The 19,131-nt window shown below is 43.7% G+C and carries 14 protein-coding genes; 8 read left to right on the forward strand and 6 right to left on the reverse strand.

Annotation, left to right across the window (positions count from 1 at the left end):
• Positions 1-95: 95 nt before the first annotated feature.
• Complete coding sequence (locus JMX95_RS03330) at positions 96-2,138, reverse strand: M61 family metallopeptidase (RefSeq protein ID WP_201552710.1); 2,043 nt, start codon at positions 2,136-2,138, stop codon at positions 96-98.
• Positions 2,139-2,471: 333 nt separating this feature from the next.
• On the opposite strand from JMX95_RS03330, the gene JMX95_RS03335 reads away from it, so the two are divergent.
• Entirely contained in the window at positions 2,472-2,957 is a 486-nt protein-coding gene (locus JMX95_RS03335) for an FKBP-type peptidyl-prolyl cis-trans isomerase (protein WP_045443514.1), read from the forward strand.
• A 574-nt stretch (positions 2,958-3,531) separates the two neighbouring features.
• Here the strand turns inward: JMX95_RS03335 and JMX95_RS03340 are convergent.
• Positions 3,532-5,742 (reverse strand): carboxy terminal-processing peptidase, encoded by a 2,211-nt coding sequence (locus JMX95_RS03340; RefSeq protein ID WP_045443512.1) that lies wholly within the window; start codon positions 5,740-5,742, stop codon positions 3,532-3,534.
• Positions 5,743-6,296: 554 nt separating this feature from the next.
• Between JMX95_RS03340 and nagZ the strand changes: the two genes are divergently transcribed.
• Complete coding sequence (gene nagZ, locus JMX95_RS03345) at positions 6,297-7,382, forward strand: beta-N-acetylhexosaminidase (RefSeq protein WP_201552702.1); 1,086 nt, start codon at positions 6,297-6,299, stop codon at positions 7,380-7,382.
• Positions 7,383-7,506: 124 nt separating this feature from the next.
• On the opposite strand, the gene JMX95_RS03350 is transcribed toward nagZ, so the two are convergent.
• Both JMX95_RS03350 and JMX95_RS03355 read right to left on the reverse strand, forming a co-directional pair.
• On the reverse strand, positions 7,507-9,102 hold the full coding sequence (locus tag JMX95_RS03350) for an OmpA family protein (RefSeq protein ID WP_201552700.1): 1,596 nt from the start codon (positions 9,100-9,102) through the stop codon (positions 7,507-7,509).
• Between the two features lie 464 nt (positions 9,103-9,566).
• Positions 9,567-11,195 (reverse strand): hypothetical protein, encoded by a 1,629-nt coding sequence (locus tag JMX95_RS03355; protein ID WP_201552698.1) that lies wholly within the window; start codon positions 11,193-11,195, stop codon positions 9,567-9,569.
• A gap of 374 nt (positions 11,196-11,569) precedes the next feature.
• On the opposite strand from JMX95_RS03355, the gene JMX95_RS03360 reads away from it, so the two are divergent.
• The 6 genes from JMX95_RS03360 to JMX95_RS03385 all read left to right on the forward strand — a co-directional run bounded on the left by JMX95_RS03360 (position 11,570) and on the right by JMX95_RS03385 (position 16,796).
• The gene (locus JMX95_RS03360; RefSeq protein ID WP_198329603.1) at positions 11,570-12,178 is read left to right on the forward strand and encodes a rhomboid family intramembrane serine protease; all 609 of its coding nucleotides are present in this window, start codon (positions 11,570-11,572) and stop codon (positions 12,176-12,178) included.
• A 181-nt stretch (positions 12,179-12,359) separates the two neighbouring features.
• Complete coding sequence (locus tag JMX95_RS03365) at positions 12,360-13,325, forward strand: metallophosphoesterase (RefSeq protein ID WP_201552696.1); 966 nt, start codon at positions 12,360-12,362, stop codon at positions 13,323-13,325.
• 99 nt (positions 13,326-13,424) lie between these two features.
• Positions 13,425-13,985: a 5-(carboxyamino)imidazole ribonucleotide mutase gene (gene purE / locus JMX95_RS03370; RefSeq protein WP_198329602.1), complete on the forward strand. Its 561-nt coding sequence runs from the start codon at positions 13,425-13,427 to the stop codon at positions 13,983-13,985.
• Positions 13,986-14,175: 190 nt separating this feature from the next.
• Complete coding sequence (locus tag JMX95_RS03375; RefSeq protein ID WP_201552694.1) at positions 14,176-15,534, forward strand: 5-(carboxyamino)imidazole ribonucleotide synthase; 1,359 nt, start codon at positions 14,176-14,178, stop codon at positions 15,532-15,534.
• On the forward strand, positions 15,534-15,983 hold the full coding sequence (locus JMX95_RS03380) for a YaiI/YqxD family protein (RefSeq protein ID WP_201552692.1): 450 nt from the start codon (positions 15,534-15,536) through the stop codon (positions 15,981-15,983). The genes JMX95_RS03375 and JMX95_RS03380 overlap by 1 nt, the downstream gene beginning before the upstream one ends.
• A 174-nt stretch (positions 15,984-16,157) precedes the next feature.
• Positions 16,158-16,796 (forward strand): NAD(P)H-binding protein, encoded by a 639-nt coding sequence (locus JMX95_RS03385; protein ID WP_201552690.1) that lies wholly within the window; start codon positions 16,158-16,160, stop codon positions 16,794-16,796.
• A gap of 116 nt (positions 16,797-16,912) precedes the next feature.
• Here the strand turns inward: JMX95_RS03385 and epmA are convergent, their stop codons facing one another.
• Both epmA and JMX95_RS03395 read right to left on the reverse strand, forming a co-directional pair.
• Positions 16,913-17,938, reverse strand: a complete 1,026-nt coding sequence (epmA, locus tag JMX95_RS03390; protein WP_201552688.1) for an EF-P lysine aminoacylase EpmA — start codon at positions 17,936-17,938, stop codon at positions 16,913-16,915.
• A 72-nt stretch (positions 17,939-18,010) separates the two neighbouring features.
• Positions 18,011-19,123: a 4-phosphoerythronate dehydrogenase gene (locus JMX95_RS03395; RefSeq protein ID WP_201554998.1), complete on the reverse strand. Its 1,113-nt coding sequence runs from the start codon at positions 19,121-19,123 to the stop codon at positions 18,011-18,013.
• Positions 19,124-19,131 lie beyond the last annotated feature (8 nt).

Genomic DNA, 19,131 nt, shown 5'->3' on the forward strand with positions numbered 1-19,131 from the left:
AAATAATATTATTTGGCAGGGGTTTTATTTTTAATAAATTATTGAACAGAATAGTGAGAAAAAGTACATTCACATTAATACATTTAGCAATGTATTTAACTTTGATAATGCTCTATAGCGTTAAGCCATGCTTGCCAGCCTGCATCGACTGGAGAAGAGTTATCACTGACTCCTGACGATTGATTTGCTTTTGCCAAGTGCAAGCTCACTTTATGCGGAGATGCTTTGTCGATGGCTTTGTCGATGGCTTCATCAGCCGCCTTAGGCAGCACATTAACACGCATCAACTCATCACGGCGAAACAGATGACACTCAATGTCACGCTCCACATTACTCAGCAACGCCAATTGTTTACTGTCAGCTTTGATACCGTCAAGCGCCACAATGACATCGTTCGCTGAAATACCTGCACTAGCAGCGACACTAGCACGTGTCACGCGATTGACTTTGAGTCCAGCAGGTGTTTCAGTACAGCGCATGCCCCAAGGCACATGCTTGTCAGCCGTCTCTTTGCTATTACTATGCATGCTGATACCGTTTGCCGCCAGCAGCGCTTCAATTGGCAACTCTTCAACACCATTGACATAACGATACTCAAAGTCTTCCCAATCCGCTAATGGCATGAACTGCCCAATGACTGTACCCATATCAGCACTATTGATGCCAATGCGTTTATTGTCGTTTTGCTTTGCTTGAGTATAAAAAGCCTTGACCACATCAAACAGACGATAGCGACCATTGCTCTTTTGGAGCAGCGTCAAATCCAAACATAACGCCACCAATGCGCCTTTGTTGTAATAACTGATACCAGCATTGCCTGTATTTTCATCGTTACGGTATAGCTTAATCCACGCATCAAAGCTCGACTCTGCAACGCTTTGATACGCGCGACCCGCGGTTTGATAGTAACGATTAATTTGCTCAGCCAGTAGCTTGAGATAGCTTGGCTTATCAATCACGCCCGACGCTTGCAACATAAAGTCATCGATATACGAAGTAAATCCCTCAAATACCCATAGCAGTGGTGTAAAAGCCTCGCGGCGCAAATCGACATCCAACATAACATCTGGGCGTACCGTTTTGACCCACCACGAATGAAAATACTCATGGCTGCATAAGCCCAAAAATCGCTGATAATCGGTGCTTGGTATTTTTGGCTCATCAAGAGTTGGTAAGTCTCGGCGCGGCGTAATGAGACTGGTCGAATTGATATGCTCAAGTCCACCATAATCCTGACCACTGGCAAAGGTCATAAAAGTATAATCATTAAATGGCGCATCACCCAACCAATCTAAATAGCACTGACAGATCTGAGTGATATCCTGCTGTAGCCTGCCCATATTGGCGCTGTGCTTACCTGAGAGATAAAAACGATGAGGTAGCGTCTGATGCGTACTGTCTTGAATAATAAAGTCAAACTTATCTTGCTCTGCAATCTCAAACGGGTAATCAATAAGGTCGTGATAACTGCCTGCTTGTAGTCCATAGCTATGCTGCCCATCAAGACGTAAATGAGTAGACTCTAATCCACATGCCAATAGCAGCCGACTCTCGTCTTTACCTGCTAAAAATGCTGCTGGCACTGCTAAGCTAGCTTGTACAGCTCGATGCTCCTGCCCTTCTACAGCCAATGCCAATGAGGTGAAATTCCCATACAAACGTTGCTGATCGACATAGGCAGTACGTACCGATAAATCATAGCAATAAACTTCATAGTGGACACTGATGGCTTGCCCTGCTTTAGCTTTTGGTAATTGCCACGTGTTTTTATCTATTTTGTGCGCGCGATAAGTCTCGTGAGTATCGTCATCCATGATTTGGCTGTCTAATGCTTTACTATCTAGCATCTGGCTGTCTAACACCTGGCTGTCTAACACCTGGCTGTCTAACACCTGATAATGCACCGCGGTAATGTTGCGCGCAAACTCACGCATCAGATAACTGCCTGGTATCCACGCTGGCATCCAAAGTTGAGGCGCATCATTTACTGCCGTAAAATTGAGCGACACATCAACCAAGTGCTCAGAAAAACGCTCGAAATTGAGTCGATAATTGATATCAGCTTTAGCTTTATGGTGATCGCTGATTGTATTGGCATCCGATAGCTGACAGCCTGAATTATTAGCAAATGAAGTCATTGTCTTTATATCCTTATTTATATCATTATGGTAAAAGCCATTGTCCAAAAACGCAACTGGCAAACCCCGAATATCCATTTACGGTCTTCAAACCACAAAAAACTGTGTTTATTTTCATAAAAAACGACATTTATCAGTATAAAATAGCATTTTTTATTGTTTTTACCTTGAAAGTTATATGAGCCATCTCAATTAAAGATGCTAACTGCTAAAGTTACTTTAATAAACTGATGATAATTGACTAATGACGTGGCTATTTGGCTTGCTGATTGGATTTTTTAGGTTTATTGCAACCGTATTTAATTTTTTACATAGATATATTTAGGATAACTTATGACTATTATTGCAAAAGACACTGCCGTCAAATTCAATTACACACTAAAAGACGACGAAGGCAACATTCTTGACCAATCACCAGAAGGTCAACCACTTGCGTACTTACATGGCCACAGCAACATCATTCCAGGCCTTGAGCAACAGCTAGAAGGTAAATCTGCTGGCGAACAAGTCAATGCTGTTGTTGAACCTGCTGATGGCTACGGCGAATATCAAGAGCAAGCGGTACAACATGTACCACGTGATAACTTCCAAGGCGTTGAAGATATCCAGCCGGGTATGCAGTTTCAGTCAGAAGCTGGCGGACAAGTAATGCTAGTTACCGTTACTGAAGTAAATGACAAAGAAGTGACCGTTGATGCAAACCATCCATTGGCTGGTAAGCGTTTGACGTTTGATGTTGAAATCCAAGAAGTGCGTGCAGCGACTGAAGATGAACTAAACCATGGTCATGTCCATGGCGCTGGTGGCGTTGAGCACTAATCTCTTCTAGAGTATAGTGAGATGTTAAATGGTAGTCTTTATTAAGATTGCCATTTGTTCAAAAAAGGTCAGTGGCTTTGTCTACTGACCTTTTTTTATGGCTATTATTTATCACAATCACCTTTTTAAAATATGAGCCTCTTAGGTGTACATTAAGTAACCTGACAGGCTTACAAACTATTCACTGCTACTGTGTTACCTATTAGGATCTATTAGCTAGTTAGGCGTGTTTCTCAATTAATATATAGCAGACGTAACAAAGCCGCATAACGACAAGCGTTATGCGGCTTTTATCACTAACCATCCATGTTATCGTTACATGATACCTAATCCCGGAGTATCCTATAACTGACAGGCATCTAGCCTTATCATCCTTAATCAGCAAACCACCTATCCCTGATGCGACCTTTGAGATACCAATCCCTAGTATCAATGAACCTTTTCGTTCAATCGTGCCGTACAGTTATAATCGCAGATTGCCTCATGGTTAGTAAGAGGTATAAACGTCAATCCATGTAAGCATATGCTTACGTGGATTTTAATCACAGCCTTTTTGGCTGACAATACTGACCGTTTATAGCTTCTCTTCAGGGCTTAACAATGCTTTAGGTTCAGCGCTCAGCATAATATAGGCCGCTTCATTGATGAAGGCTTCGTCTTCCGGTAGCTCTGGGCGCTCCTTGGCTTTCATGCGACTGCGCTCTTCAAATTTTGCATCCATTGCTGCTTGATAGGTGTTCCAATTGGCATAAGGGCGCTCACCCGTTGCAATAAGACGTTTATTTTCAGCCTCTAGTGAACGCTTTTCAATCAACTGCATCTTAGCGCGGCGGCTATTGATATCAAGTGGAATTGGTTTTTTCTCATCTTCCATATCGCGAATGTTGTTTAGCGCTGAGAGATAAACAAACTGTGGGTTTTGCTCTTGACGAATTTTAGACTGCTGGTTAAGTGTCGCTAACGTCGTATCAGTGAACTTACCTTCAGGCTTGTAAGGCGCCGTTTTGATGGTATCCCAAGGTAACGCTTTTTTCTGCGCACGTTCGCCAAAAGTGGCATCATCGTAGATATTGACCAACTCTACATCAGGTACAACACCTTTATTCTGCGTACTACCACCAGTGATGCGATAGAATTTGCGCTGCGTTAAAGTGGCTGAACCCAATGCCAAATTATCGAGTTGAATCTGCGCTGAACCTTTACCCGTTGTCGTACTGCCAACCACTAGCCCACGACCGTAATCTTGGATAGCCGCGGCAAATATCTCACTGGCTGAGGCAGACGCTAGGTTGGTAATAACGACCACTTTGCCATCATAAAGTTGCTCACCGCCATCATCGTCACGGTAGACCTGAATGTTGCCGCGATTGTCACGGATTTGCACCATCGGTCCACTCTTGATAAAGAAGCCAAGCATTTTTGCTACTTCATCCAATGAACCACCTGGATTATTGCGCAAATCAACCACGAGGCCATCAATATTTTCTTTATTCAACGCTTTCAATGCTTTTTCGGTATCGATACTGACGCTGCGATAATCTTCACCGTTACGGCGTGCCTGATAATTCAGATAAAAGCTTGGTATCTCAAGGACGCCGATGCGTTTTGGCGTTTTATCAATATTAGGGCGCTGTACTTCTACCACGCGCTGGGTAACCCCTGACTCTTCTTGTTGAATAATGTCACGAACCACCGTCACGTTACGGGCACTGGCATCAGGGGTATTTGGCTGACGCACTTTGATGGTCACTGACGTGCCACGTTTACCGCGAATCAAGCTCACAATCTCACGCGTTGACCAGCCAACCACGTCTGTCATGTTCTCGCCATCTTTGGCAATACCGATAATCAAATCATTGGGTTTAATCTGACCAGATTTGGCTGCTGGACCACCATCGACCAAGGTCACGATGCGAGTATAATCTGGGTTTTTACGGTCAGGACGAATAGAGACGCCAATGCCTTCTAATTGCAGGCTAGATTGGATTTGCAATTCGTTGGCCTGAATCGGTGCATAATAATTACTGTGCGGATCGTAAGTCAGCATCGCCGTATTTAAGATGGTTTCCATGATTTCATCGTTTGTGAGACGCTTAAACTGCTCTTGCTGTCGCGATAAACGGTTTTGTAAAATCTCGCTTGGTGTACGTTGGTCGTTGCGCACCAAATCTTGTCCACGAGTAATATCTGGATTGCTCAGGAATACTTTTTCTTTGGCTTTTTCATCTTCTTGGCCCAAGGTAATACTCATCAGCTGAAATTTCAGCTGACGCGTCCAATAATCACGCTGCTCTTTTTTGGTTTTAAAATGATTGAGTTTTTCACGGTCAAGCACGATCGTATCATCACTCGTCAAATCAATATCGGTTTTTAGCATCTTGCTCGCCATCGCAAAATACTCATTTGAGCGTTTGCGATAGCGTTCAAAGACCTCTACTCCTGCAGATAAGTCGCCACGCTTGAGGCGAGCACCGAATTCATCGGCGTATTTTTTCTTAAACTCATCCACATCAGACTGCAAAAACAACGTATGGTTTGGGTCAAGGCTATCGATATACATAGACAAGATTTCGCTGCCCGTTTTGCTATCTAGCGGCTGATTCAAATAGTGGCTACGATCCAGCAATGCGGCTACTTGGCGAGTGGTGACTTTTTGTTCAGGGGTTTGTACAAAGCCTTCAGTATTGGTGTCGGCCATTGCCGTCCCGTAGCTCTGGGTGAGAATAATACCGGCGATGCCCACTGACGCTGCACTGAGTAACCACTGTGCTGGTTGTTTTTTCATCATATATACCTAGTTATTTTACGTTAATAATATTATTTGTTTTATAAAAATCAAAAGTGACTGAATCAATCGCCGCCTATAAATGCTTTATCTTTAAGTCACGAAATACTTATCTACCATTATCAATCGAATATGTATTCAATGATACTTTCTAAAATCTAAAACGATACTTTCTAAAATACTATTTTCTGAATAATTATGGTCACTAAATGCCATTGCTGTTTGCTAATATGTTGTTAAAAATCACTCAATATTATCATGCACATAGATATCCAACTGTCTCAAACTGTATAAGCAATCTTACACGCTACGCCTGCACATACCAAACTTTCTATTACATTTATTGTTCATCATTATTTGGGTCATTTATTGATGATTCAATGCCCACTCACGAATTGATTTGAGTCTATTCATCTGCCACATTATGCTCATTTACTAATAACTGTCATAATAAAGCAGTTTTGATAATAGTTGCACACTGCCAATTATCATCATTTATTTATTTGAAGCTGAACCGATCATATAACAATATATAACACCATAAGGATTACGCAATGTACGGCGTTTTAATGATTGATATCGATAGTACCGCACTGACAGCAGAAGATGTCAGCTTAATCAAACAGGCACAAGTGGGCGGGGTGATTCTATTTGCCCGAAACGTTGCAGATGCCGCACAAGTACGGGCGTTGTGTGACGATATACGTTATCACAACCCGGACATATTAATCGGCGTCGACCAAGAAGGTGGACGAGTCGCACGCCTGCGCAATGGCTTTACCCCACTACCCGCCATGGGCAGGCTTGGGGAATTATTTAATCAAGAGCCTAGCCATGCGCTAAGCTGTGCTTACGATTGTGGCTATCTAATGGCAACAGAAGTATTGGCAGTGGGCATTGATCTCAGTTTTGCCCCAGTACTTGACAGAGATGGCATCAGTCAAGTCATTGGGGATCGTAGCTTTCACCAAGAGCCGCAAGCGATCACTGCGCTGGCGACTCAGTTTATGCGCGGTATGAAAGCCGCTGGCATGGCAACCACGGGTAAGCACTTCCCCGGTCATGGCGCGATTGCCCCTGATTCCCATGTGGCTGAGGCCATCGATACGCGTAGCTTGGATGAGATTATGCATAGCGATATGCAGCCTTTTGCCCAAACCCTACCGTGGCTTGATGCCTTAATGCCTGCCCATGTTATTTTTTCGCAAGTCGATGATAAGCCAGCAGGTTTTTCTAAAATTTGGCTCAAGGACATCATACGGGATCAGCTAAAGTTTGATGGGGTCTTATTCTCTGATGATCTATGTATGGCAGGTGCTCAAGCCGCAGGCGATGTCAGTGCACGTGTGAAAGCCGCGATTGAAGCGGGTTGTGATATTGCGCTGGTTTGTAATGACCGCGTCGCCGCCCATGAAGCCGCAGAGACCGCACAAGAGCTGCCTTATCCCAATCAAAACCGTATTAAAACAATGTGCGGACAGATACCAACATGGCAAGGTGATCTAGAATCAACTTGCCAACAATTTGACTATTGGCAACAGGCAAAGCAAAACGTGACTCAAACCTTTTTTAATCCTCAATCTGAGGCACAAGCGACTCGCAGCGCTACTGAATCAAAAGATCCGACCGCTTATAAATAATCGCTTATTATTAGATACTTATCATTAGCCACCTATAAACAACAGCCTTAACAAAATGAAAAACCGCACCTTTTATAAGATGCGGTTTTTTAAATTAGTAATAACTCAATCAATCCTTTGTGCATTAATTGGCTGGATCGACTGCCGTACCTTGAGTGGCATCATCACCATCAGGCAATAAGTCATCGTTATTGCTATCTAGAGGGTTTAAGTCTGGGTCAAGCGCATCATTACTAATAATCATACCATCGTTTGCACTGGCCATCTCGTCATTGACTATAAATTCAATACGGCGATTACGGAAGCGACCCTGCTCCGTTGAGTTATCAGCGATAGGCTCTGATTCACCCATGCCTTTCGTCATCAGTTTACTGGCATCAACACCTTGAGATACCAAATACTCTTTCACTGCCTCAGCGCGATCACGAGACAATTCTACATTGTAAGAATCTGATGCCTGACTGTCAGTATGACCGATAATCGTCAGCTTCATATTCGGTACTTCGTTGATAATCTTAGCAGCGCGGTCAAGCAGCTCTTTATTGACATCAGGAATGACCGCTTCATCCACTTCAAAGTTGATCACCTGAATACTCAATGCACGAGCCACATCACGTGGATCTGGGTTTTTACCAAGATTGGTCATAGCAACATCCGCAGCTGCCAAACTATTATCAATCTCACCCTGCAAATCTAACGGTCCTTCGGCTTGTATGGTCATCGCAGGAACAGCCGCTTGTAAGTCAGCCACTAGCTTATCTAATGCCGCTGCATCAGGCGCATTGACAGTGATAACATCGCCTTTGATGATCATGCTCGCATTTGGTACATTTTTGACGATAGGCAAGATAGTAGCTAGCTGAGCCGCTGCTGGCATATCTACTGCAAAATTATCATCGACATCAGAACGGCATTTATTGGCTTCTTCACCAAATGCACTGGTTAACGCATTCATTACATTGGTCTGCAAGGTCTCGTCGCCCACATTCATACGGCAAGCATACAGTTCACTATTTTCACCAGTCGCAATGCGCAATGATGCAGGCTCGATATCACCTGCCACTGCCAACTGACCCTCTCCCTGCACTGCTTGTTGGGCAGTAGCCACCGGTGTAGCGACAGGCTCAGGGTTCTCTTGGCAACCACGAAGTAAAGCCCAAGCCAATGCGCCTAAAATAATCAAACCAATAATGGGGAGCAATGCTTTCATAAAGCTGCCTTGCTGCTCTTCTTCGCGTTGCAATGGAGCGGTGCTCACCGTATCAGAGATACGCGCGCCAGCAGCAGGCGTCGCTGCCAACATACCGACTGGCAGAACGGCGCTTGCCCAGGCAGGAATATAACGCTGATAACTGTCGAGATTATCATTTAAAAACTGCGGCACTGGTGTGGTACCTGCCAAGCTTTTGATTTCGTGAAAAGCCAGTGGCGCTGCCATCGCTATCAGTCCACGCGAAGACGTTGCATCAACATTATGCTTGCCTGCCAGCTCACGAGCGATTTGATCACGTTGCGAATCATCGCTCCATACACGGTCATAAAAACCTTGGTCGTCACGAGTGATATTCTCATTTGCAAAACGATTATAAGTATCGTTATCCGCTAAGCGGGCCGCAAAAATAGCGTAGAACTGCTCCAGTAGCCCCTTTTTAGCGGGACTATGATCATCTTCCAGCACGGCTGGGCTGACTGTACGCGTCAAATGACTGATAATATCCATAATACAATTCTCCTATTAATACCTACATAAGTATCGATTTATATAATTTAAATATTCAAAAAATGCCAGATAAAATAATGATTTGAAATAAGAACCATGACAGCTAAAACCATCTTGACCCTTTTCAATTTTCATCATTATAAAAGTATTAAGTCAGTGTTAACAATCAACAGGTTGTTGTACAAATGATACGTTAGGTAATATTTCAAGTGTCACACGTAACCAAAAACATGGCAAATAACCAACCATTAACCCAGTGAGAAGCCATAAAAGAATCAGTAAAACTTATGTATAAATGGAGAAAATACATCCTTTTTTCAGATACTTTATGGTTTTTTAGATACTTCTAACTGGGTATCTACAGAAAAAATGGCGGTATAAGCAACTTATACCGCCATCTTTACTTGATAACTTGTTTCAATGGATAGGTGATTAAACAATCGTTAAACACCTCTATTATCCAATCATTTATTCCTTACTTGTGCAGGTTCAGCGATGATGAGTGTGCTTGCCATATCATCTACCTCCGATTCTGAAATAGAACCTGACGGTCTGTTATTCATCGGTGCATTGTTAGGGGTATTGTTAGGAATGTTACTGGGAATATTGTTGGCATTGTTACTATAATTGTTGGGTGCAGGATTAGGTACGATACGATCGCCTGTATCATCATCTGCTGCTTGAAACTCTCCAGACCCACCGTTGTTATAGTCATTAGCATACTGATTGTTGGCAGCTCCCTCATTCTCAAACTGGTTATTCGTATTATTCATTGCATTGGCATCGTTATTTTCAGGCAATGGTAGTGGTGCAGTACTATCGATGACCATGGCAGGTATCAAAGTACGCATATCCGTAACCAGTCGTTGCAAGAGCATACTATCTGGCGCTTCTAACATAAGACGATCATTCTGCAAATGTAGGCGTGCAAATGGCGTAGACCTAATCATCGTCAAGACATTGGGCAGTACTTCCTCTGGTAAATTGGCAATACTACTAGCAATTCCAGCCTGTACTGTTAATTCGCAAATACTCGCTTGCTCACCAAAGCTGGTATTGAGCGCTTGTTGCAAGGTGCTTTGCAGCGCTGCATCGCCAATGGTAGCGCTACAGGCATACAGACTACCGCTGTTATCTACGCCAACGATGAGCTCAATGGGAGTCATGACCTGCGCTACTGGTGCAAGCGTTGGTGCTACCACAACAGGCATTGTCGCAGCGGCTTCTACAGGCGGCGCGTTGTTCGGTCTGATTAATATTGCCCAAGCAGCAAGCCCTATCGCGGCAATGGCTACTATTAACAAACCCACCCGTACCACTAAATCATTACGTTGATTGCGAGTACGCACTTTTTCTTGCTTCATACTGCTATTTTCTGCCAAATGATGCGTGGATGGATTGGCATGAATGGCGCCAGTATGAGCGCTAAAATGACCATCGGTATCACCTATCCTCATACTTTCTACATCAGTATTTCCAATATCTTTTTTATCTGCTGTATCAGCATTTTGCTTATAAGCGGCTGTCGCTGCGGCGATCGTACTGGTATCTATATGAGAATTTTTCCGTCCATCCAAGGAGGTGTCACGCACTGGTACGCTATCAATATCCACGGCGATGTGTGGGTGTGATTCTGATGCGCTATTTACGTTTTGAGGAGCAGTAATAATAGGTGCTGACCACATCGGTAAATACTGACGCAGTGCCGCCTGCTCTCCCTGCAAAAACGCTGGTAAAAACTGGCCGTTTGCCAATACTGTCAGCTCACGATAAGCCAGTGGCGCGGCATTGATAAGCAGCTGTAACGTAGCAAACTCATCAATATGATGGGTAGCAGACAGCTCTCGGATCATAAGCTGTTGTATGCTTTTATCTTGCCACAGTTGCTCGAACAGTGGACTTTCTGTGACTCTATCAACCATCCCTTGCTCGGCGCGGATAAATTGTGAATACACTTGCGGCAAGGCGAGACGTGATGCCAAGATGGCATAAAACTGCTCTAGCAAGCTGCTGTAAGCCACACTATCATGACTGTTGCGCTCACCTATGACAGCTGGCGTTACGGTCTTTTCTAATTGGTCGATAATACTCATAGATTACTGCCTCTTTCGGCCTTTATTTTAAATTTACCAACGCATGAAACGTTTATTTTACTTGTCGTTAGCGTCTGTATTCTTGGATACCGCTCTCATTTAACCCGCCATTACCGTCAAGATACGAAGCATTACTTAATTTGCCTGACAGCCTGCTATATTATTCACTATAAAAGCATATAAATGCACTATTTTGTCACATAATAAGTTTTTGCATTGTCATAACTACTGTTAGTATTACTTTATTATAAATAGCTCATGCTTAATAATTGCTTGTCAGTCCTATTTAGTTTGCACTCAGCCATAATGCGTAGGCTTTGAACATTGTTATTCATCACATTGTCACATATCAGGCGCAGCCTAAGGATTTCCCTTTGTTCAATCATACGACCCTTATTATTATTATCACGGTTATTGTCAGCTTAGTGGCATGGCAAAACAAGACAGTATTTAATCGACTTATTTTTTATCCGCCAGCGGTAAATAATGGGCAGTGGGACCGTTTTGTCACGCATGGCTTTATTCATGCCGATAGCATGCACCTGCTCTTTAATATGTTTACTTTATACTTTTTCGGTCGTGCTATTGAAGGGCTGTATCAGCCGTTCTTATTTGGCTATGGTTTTGTGGTCTTTTACGTCTTGGCCATTATCATTGCGATGATTCCAAGCTACCTTAAGAATAAAAACAATGCGAGCTATTTAAGCCTTGGCGCGTCAGGCGGTGTATCAGCCGTGTTGTTTGCTTTTATTTTGCTGGCACCGTGGGAAAAAATCTACCTATTCGCGATTATTCCTATACCTGCGATCCTATTCGCCGTCGCTTATATTGCTTATAGTATCTATGCAGACAAACGGGGCGGCTCTAATATCAATCATATGGCGCATATGTGGGGCGGCGCGTTTGGGGTTATTGCCACGATTATTTTAGAACCGCAAGTCCTACCGCATTTTATCAATGCGCTATTATCGCCTGGGCTTTAAATTTAGTAATAAGTTCAGTAATGAAGTTTAGTGGTAAAAACTGAAATAAAACTCAGTGATAAAAAGTGAAATGAGCACTTGGTTTATGATGGCAATTTAAGTAACTAAGCAATGATTAACGTCGCGTTATGTTTTGCACAAACTTATACTTAACAAACTATTTAAGAATTTGATAATTATTATGATGATAGATGTTATCGGTGATATTCACGGCTACGCAGACAAGTTAATTGGCTTATTAGAGCAGCTAGGTTACGTTCATAATGGCACGTACTTTGTACCGCCAGTAGGGCATCAGGCGTTATTTATCGGTGACTTGATTGACCGAGGACCACAGCAATTGGCTACCTTAGAGATTGTTTTTGCCATGTTAGATGCTAACGTGGCAGATGCGATAATGGGTAATCATGAATATAATGCCCTCGCCTTTGCCACACTTGACCCTGATAATTCCAGCCAATATCTGCGCTCGCACAATGACATACATACACGCCAACATGCGGCATTTTTAGCCGAAATAGCTTTTGGCTCAGAGCGTCATCAATATTGGCTTAATCGGTTATATGAGCTGCCTTTATGGATTGAAACAGACGACGCTTGTTTTGTTCATGCCTGCTGGGATGTCGATAGTATGGCAGTATTGCAGCCATTATTGACTAACGATAACTGTTTAACGCCGCACGGGCTAGTCGCCACTGCCAAAGAAAACACGGCGCCATTTGACGCGCTAGAGCGGGTATTAAAAGGTGTAGAAACAGCATTACCCGACGGCATGATCATGGTCGATAAAGAAGGCACTGAGCGCAAGCGCGTTCGAGTATGCTGGTGGCTTGACGGGCTGAATAAGCGCCGTCTTTATGAGGTGGCGCGTGCGCCTGCATCAGCATTGGCGCAGATTCCAAAAGAGGTGTTGGCTGAAAATATTGATTTCGCCCTGAAAACGAATAAAGCAGTATTTGTCGGTCATTATTGGCTAACTGGCACGCCTGAGCCACTGAGTTCACAAGTTGCCTGTACTGATTATTCAGCGGCGGTAGACAGCGGATATCTGACTTGTTATCAGCTCAATACTGAGCAACCATTGCCACTAAAAGCCAGTAACTTTGTCCAATATCGCCATGATAAAACGGTAAACCCCAATCCATAAAATTGGTACTATTGCCCCCGCTTTTTTATTAAAAATCAAACTTGGCTTTACGAGAGCAACAAAACTTTTGTATGATGGTCTTTTTGAGGATATCAAAGCATGAGCACCACAACAGCTACTGTTAACACGATGGATCAAAACAGCCCTATCGCCTCCCCTGCTGGTCAGCCAAAAGTTGGCATTATTATGGGATCACAATCTGATTGGGCAACCATGAGTGCGGCAGCGCAATTACTCGCAGACTTTGATATCGCCTTTGATTGTGAAGTGGTGTCAGCACACCGCACCCCTGATAGATTGTTTGACTATGCAAAAAGCGCAAAAGATAACGGTCTACAAGTTATCATCGCTGGCGCTGGCGGTGCTGCTCATCTGCCTGGCATGTGTGCCAGTCAAACGCCGTTACCTGTGTTTGGTGTTCCTGTAAAGTCTTCCATGCTCAGCGGTTGGGATAGTCTCTTGTCTATCGTACAGATGCCTAAAGGCGTCGCAGTTGGCACATTAGCGATTGGCTCAGCAGGCGCTTACAATGCTGCTCTGCTTGCGATTCAAGTGTTAGCATTGAATGATGAGACCATTGCGGCTAAGCTGGACAATCTGCGCCAAACGCAAACTGATACTATCCTTGCTAGCCCAACGCCAGGCATTATCAATACCTAATTACCTGTCTTTGATAACGGTTCTTGAATCCCATTATTGAGACATAGCTGCTATTTACTTGATATTTATTTTTAGATGGGTTTTACTTAATACAAGGTGCATGTAATGCACCTTTTCCTATTTTAATAGATGACTTTTTACCTTTTATTACACCCAAAATATTATTCATTTTTAACTCAAAGAGCCTGCCATGACTACAGCGAACGCTTACCCTGTTACCCAAACCATTCGTACCATCGGTATTTTAGGCGGTGGTCAGCTTGGTATGATGCTTGCCGAAGCAGCGATGCCACTGGGCTACCAATGTGTGTTTTTAGAAGACAGCGCTGAATGCCCTGCTAGCCTATACGGCCGCGTCTTTCATAGTGATCAGTTAGCAGACTTCATCGCCGCAGCAGACGTTTTCACCTTAGAGTTTGAAAACACACCGACGGCGACAGTCGAACAGCTTACTGATTTGTCAAAATCAGGTAGCAAACAAGGCATGTTTCCGCCATTGATTGCGCTTGATATCGCTCAAGACCGCTTGAAAGAAAAGCAAATGTTCAATTCGCTTGATATTGCCACTGTACCCTTTATGGCTGTCAACTCTGAAGCGGATTTGCAGCAAGCCTGTCATGAATTAGGACTGCCTATTGTCCTAAAAACCAGCCGTGGTGGTTATGATGGCAAAGGTCAGTTTGTGATTAGACAAGACAGTGATATCAAGGCGGCATGGCAAGATCTTAAAGATGCAGTTACGGGTAAGGGCTCACTAACGCCAACGCCTGCACCTTTGATTGCAGAAGGTTTCATTAACTTTAGCCGCGAGCTTTCTATTATCGCCGCACGCGCACAAAATGGTCAGGTTCGTTGCTACGATTTGGTCGAAAACCATCATCATAATGGTATTTTAGCCAAGACCCAAGCGCCTGCCGTTGGCACCAGTCATTTATTCAAACAGGCAACCGATGCCATCACCAAGATCATGAACCACTTAGACTATGTTGGTGTGATGGCACTTGAGCTCTTTGTGACCAAAGATGCGCGTGGTCATGACACGCTACTCGCTAATGAAATTGCGCCGCGTGTGCATAATTCAGGACATTGGAGTATTGAAGGCGCTGTCACCAGCCAATTTGAAAACCACATTCGTGCCGTCGTCAATCTGCCATTAGGTGACACCGACAACGTGCATCCAGCCATTATGCTCAATGTCCTGGGGCAATATCCAGATATTAGCGCGGTGCTAAATATCGATGGTGCGCACTATCATAGCTACCATAAAGCAGAACGCGATGACCGCAAAATTGCGCATATTACCTTGATGCCTAATGATGTTGCCGACTTAGAGCCTGCTTTGGCCAAGCTCGTCGCTACGCTACCCAATAAAATGGGACTTGAGAAAAAACCATCTGCGATTGATAGCCAGCCAAAAGCGGCAGATAGTCTAACCACTACTGACAATAACAATGACAATATTTTAGAGGGTATAGAAGTCCATATCGATGACAGCCAAACAACTAAGTCTATCGACGCTAAGGCAAAAACAGAAAAGGTTAAGAAATAATGCAGATTTGGGTAGATGCCGATTCAGTGCCATTGATTGCCAAAGATTTGATTATCAAAACCGCTGAACGCACACAAACCATGGCAATATTCGTCGCCAATCAGGCGATCAAACTGCGTAAGTCACCACTGCTGGTCATGACGGTGGTGCCATCAGGGTTTGATAAAGCCGACGATTATATCGTTGAGCAAATACAGCCAGGCGATCTGGCTATTACTAGCGACATTCCTTTGGCTAATGACATTTTGGACAAAGGTGGTATGGTCTTGACGACACGCGGTATGGTTTATGATAAAAATAACATCAAGCAAAAACTCAATATGCGTGATTTCATGGATACCATGCGCGGTACTGGCGTGCTCGAGCTACAAGAAATGAGTGGTCAAAAACCTTATGGCGATCGTGATAAAAAAGCTTTTGCTGATGGATTAAACAAGTTGGTACGCTAGTTTTCACACGCTTTGTCTTTGATTTTTTGATCTTATCCACTTTGCAAACCGTATACACGCCATAACCAAACACTATGCAATCGGCACGCTTCATAACGAAGTGTGCCTTTTTTTCTTGATACGCTATAGTCAGTTTTTACAACAACGATAACGTATATAAGAATAGGAATGACAATGAAAATTTTAGTAATTGGGGCAAGTGGTCGAGTGGGAACGGATTTGGTCAAGAATCTATTAGCGGATAACCATCAAGTTGTTGGCACGACACGCCAAGAAGAAAAACTGTTTACCGATGACAATTATAGCCAACTCGATTTAGATATCACTGCCGAAAAAGAGGCTATACAAAAGCAAATTGATCAAGACATTGACGCTGTTTATTTCGTTGCAGGGTCTGGCGGCAAAGACGTCTTAGAAGTAGATTTGCATGGGGCGGTCAAGACCATGCAAGCTGTAGAAGATAAAGGTATTAAACGCTATATCATGCTCAGTACCGTCTTTTCGTTAGACACCAGCAAATGGGACAATGCTGGTATTGCTGACCTAAAAGAATACTATATCTGCAAACACTATGCGGATCAGTGGTTGATTAATAACAGTAGCCTTGACTACACCATCGTTCAAGCAGGGGCACTAAAAGAGCGCGAAGCGACTGGTACAATCACTATCAACGATAATAATGCTGGTGAAAATTCAATTGCCGATGTGGCGACTACTCTGGCAGCCGTCTTAAATGCCAATAATACCATCAAGAAAGTCTTTAGTATGCATAACGGTGAGACTGCGATTGATGAAGCGATTGCAAAATTATAAGAAGCAACTTTACAGCGATTAAAACGAAAAAAGCGAGTAAGCCTGATGGGTTACTCGCTTTTTTCTAATAGGCTTGTCAAATAAGTGGCAACTATATTAAGTCTACCAATGATCGACTAGGCCAAACCGCTTGGAAAAGAAATCACATCTTCTAAGCTATTCGCACCTGTAATCACCATGAGTAATCTATCGATACCAACGGCGATACCGCTACAGGGTATTAAAGCATCAGATGCTGCTAATAAATGCTCATCGATTGGCATTTGTGGCAGGTTATGACGCTTACGCAGTTGATTGTCTCGCTCAAACCGTTCTCTTAACCCTTGTCCATCTGCTAGCTCATCATAAGCATTAGCAATCTCAATGCCATTGATATACAGCTCGAAACGTTTAGCGACTGTATTGCCCTCTTTATCAACTGCTGTTTTTGCCAGTGCAGCCGTGGCAGGTGGATATTCTATAATCAAGGTCGGTAAGTCGTGACCCAAGTTTGGCTCGACCGCATGACTAAACAGCAAATCCAGCCAGCTTTGACGAATATCTGCTTCGCCATCTTCTGTGTTAGCCAAGTCGCTATTAAAATCAAAACCTGTCAAACTCTTATCTTCTGCTACTGCTTGCAGGGCATCAAGGCTAGCTGTTAGCGGATGTATGCCGACAAAATCCATAAACGCATCAACATAGCGGTAATGACTCATTACCACTGAATGTCCATAAAGCGCCGCTAATAATTCACCTAATTCAGCCGCCATATCATCCAGACTATAATTCGGCTGATACCACTCAAGCATGGTAAATTCGATATTATGGCGTACGCCTATTTCGTTATCTCGAAATACGGAGCAAATTTGATATATAGGCACTTGCCAGCTGGCAAGTAAACGCTTCATAGCAAACTCAGGTGAAGTATGCAGATAATAAGTACAAGGTTTATCTTGGTAAGTCACTTGTGCGGCGACTGATTGTAAGAAAGTATCGGTATTACCAGCCTGCGATAGGAGCGGTGTTTGCACTTCAAGCACTTGATGCGTGGCGAAAAACTGACGAACGGTGATCATCAATTGCGCACGCTGCTGAGCCATTGCCAATGTCATGGTCGGCGCATAGCTGGGTTTTGAAGAAGAGTTACTTGCTTGGGTCATTATTATTTACTGCAATTAAAGGATAAGAATAAGTTCTCAGATGCTACTTTAGGGTTGAAGGCTGCCTAACTTTTACCACTGCCATTCGCGGCGTAAGTGATAATCTCGGCGCAACTGATCAAAGTCAGCACCCTTTACTTGACCGTCAGCCAGCTTGCTTCTTAGTGCAGCATCATCGTGCATGATATCGTAAAACTTCTGTAATCTGTCTGGATGTGCTTTTAGCTCAGACCAGAGATAAGTATTGAGCGATAGCAAACTATGCATCGACAATACAGGCAAGACTGCTAACTTTTCACAGAGCGCATCATAGATGATTTGCGTACCACGCAACTTACCTTCGACCGTATAACCTGCGATATGAGGAGTGGCGATAGCCAGTTTGGACAATAAACTCTCAGAAATCTCTGGTTCAAATTCAAACACATCAAGCACTACTTGGCGATCTGTGCGCTCAATATCTGCTTCTAAATCACGCGCATTAATGACTGGTCCGCGCGCACTATTAATCAACAAGGTATGCGCAGGCATCACTGCCAGCGTAGTTGCGTCAATCAGATGCTTTGTTGGATAATCACTGCCACTAGGGTTTTTACTATCTTTTTTATCGGTTAAAGGCACATGTAAGCTCACTACATCGCTTTGGCTAAGCACTTGCTCCAGGCTGGCATTATTCGTATTCGATGTAGGCAGTAATGGATCATAGCCTAGTACTTGCCAGCCTAAATCAATGGCATACTGAGCTAGCGTACTACCAATATTACCAAGTCCGATGATGCCCAATATTAATGGCTTCGTGGATTGCTGCCAATAGTGCGGACGCAACGTCAAAATCGCCGTCAAGACATACTGCGCAACAGAATGTTTACTACATCCAGCCGCATTGGCGAAAGTGATATTTCGCGCCGCTAAATAGTCTTGATCGACATGATCGGTACCGATAGTCGCCGAACCGACAAATTTTACGCTGTTATTATTGGCTAGCAGTGCCTCGCCTACTGGCGTCACCGAGCGTATCAACAGCACATCAGGCTCAACGTCTGCCAGTAATTGCGCATTGATATCGCGTCCGGCGACGGTGATTATATTGACCGTCTGCTCAGACGCCTGCCCAAGCATCGAAGCATTAAAAAACGCATCCAAGCTTGCGATATTGCTATCGGCCACGATAGTAATGCTGTCAATAGAGTTCG

The organism is Psychrobacter sp. NC44, assembly GCF_904846655.1.
In the GTDB taxonomy this organism is placed as follows: domain Bacteria; phylum Pseudomonadota; class Gammaproteobacteria; order Pseudomonadales; family Moraxellaceae; genus Psychrobacter.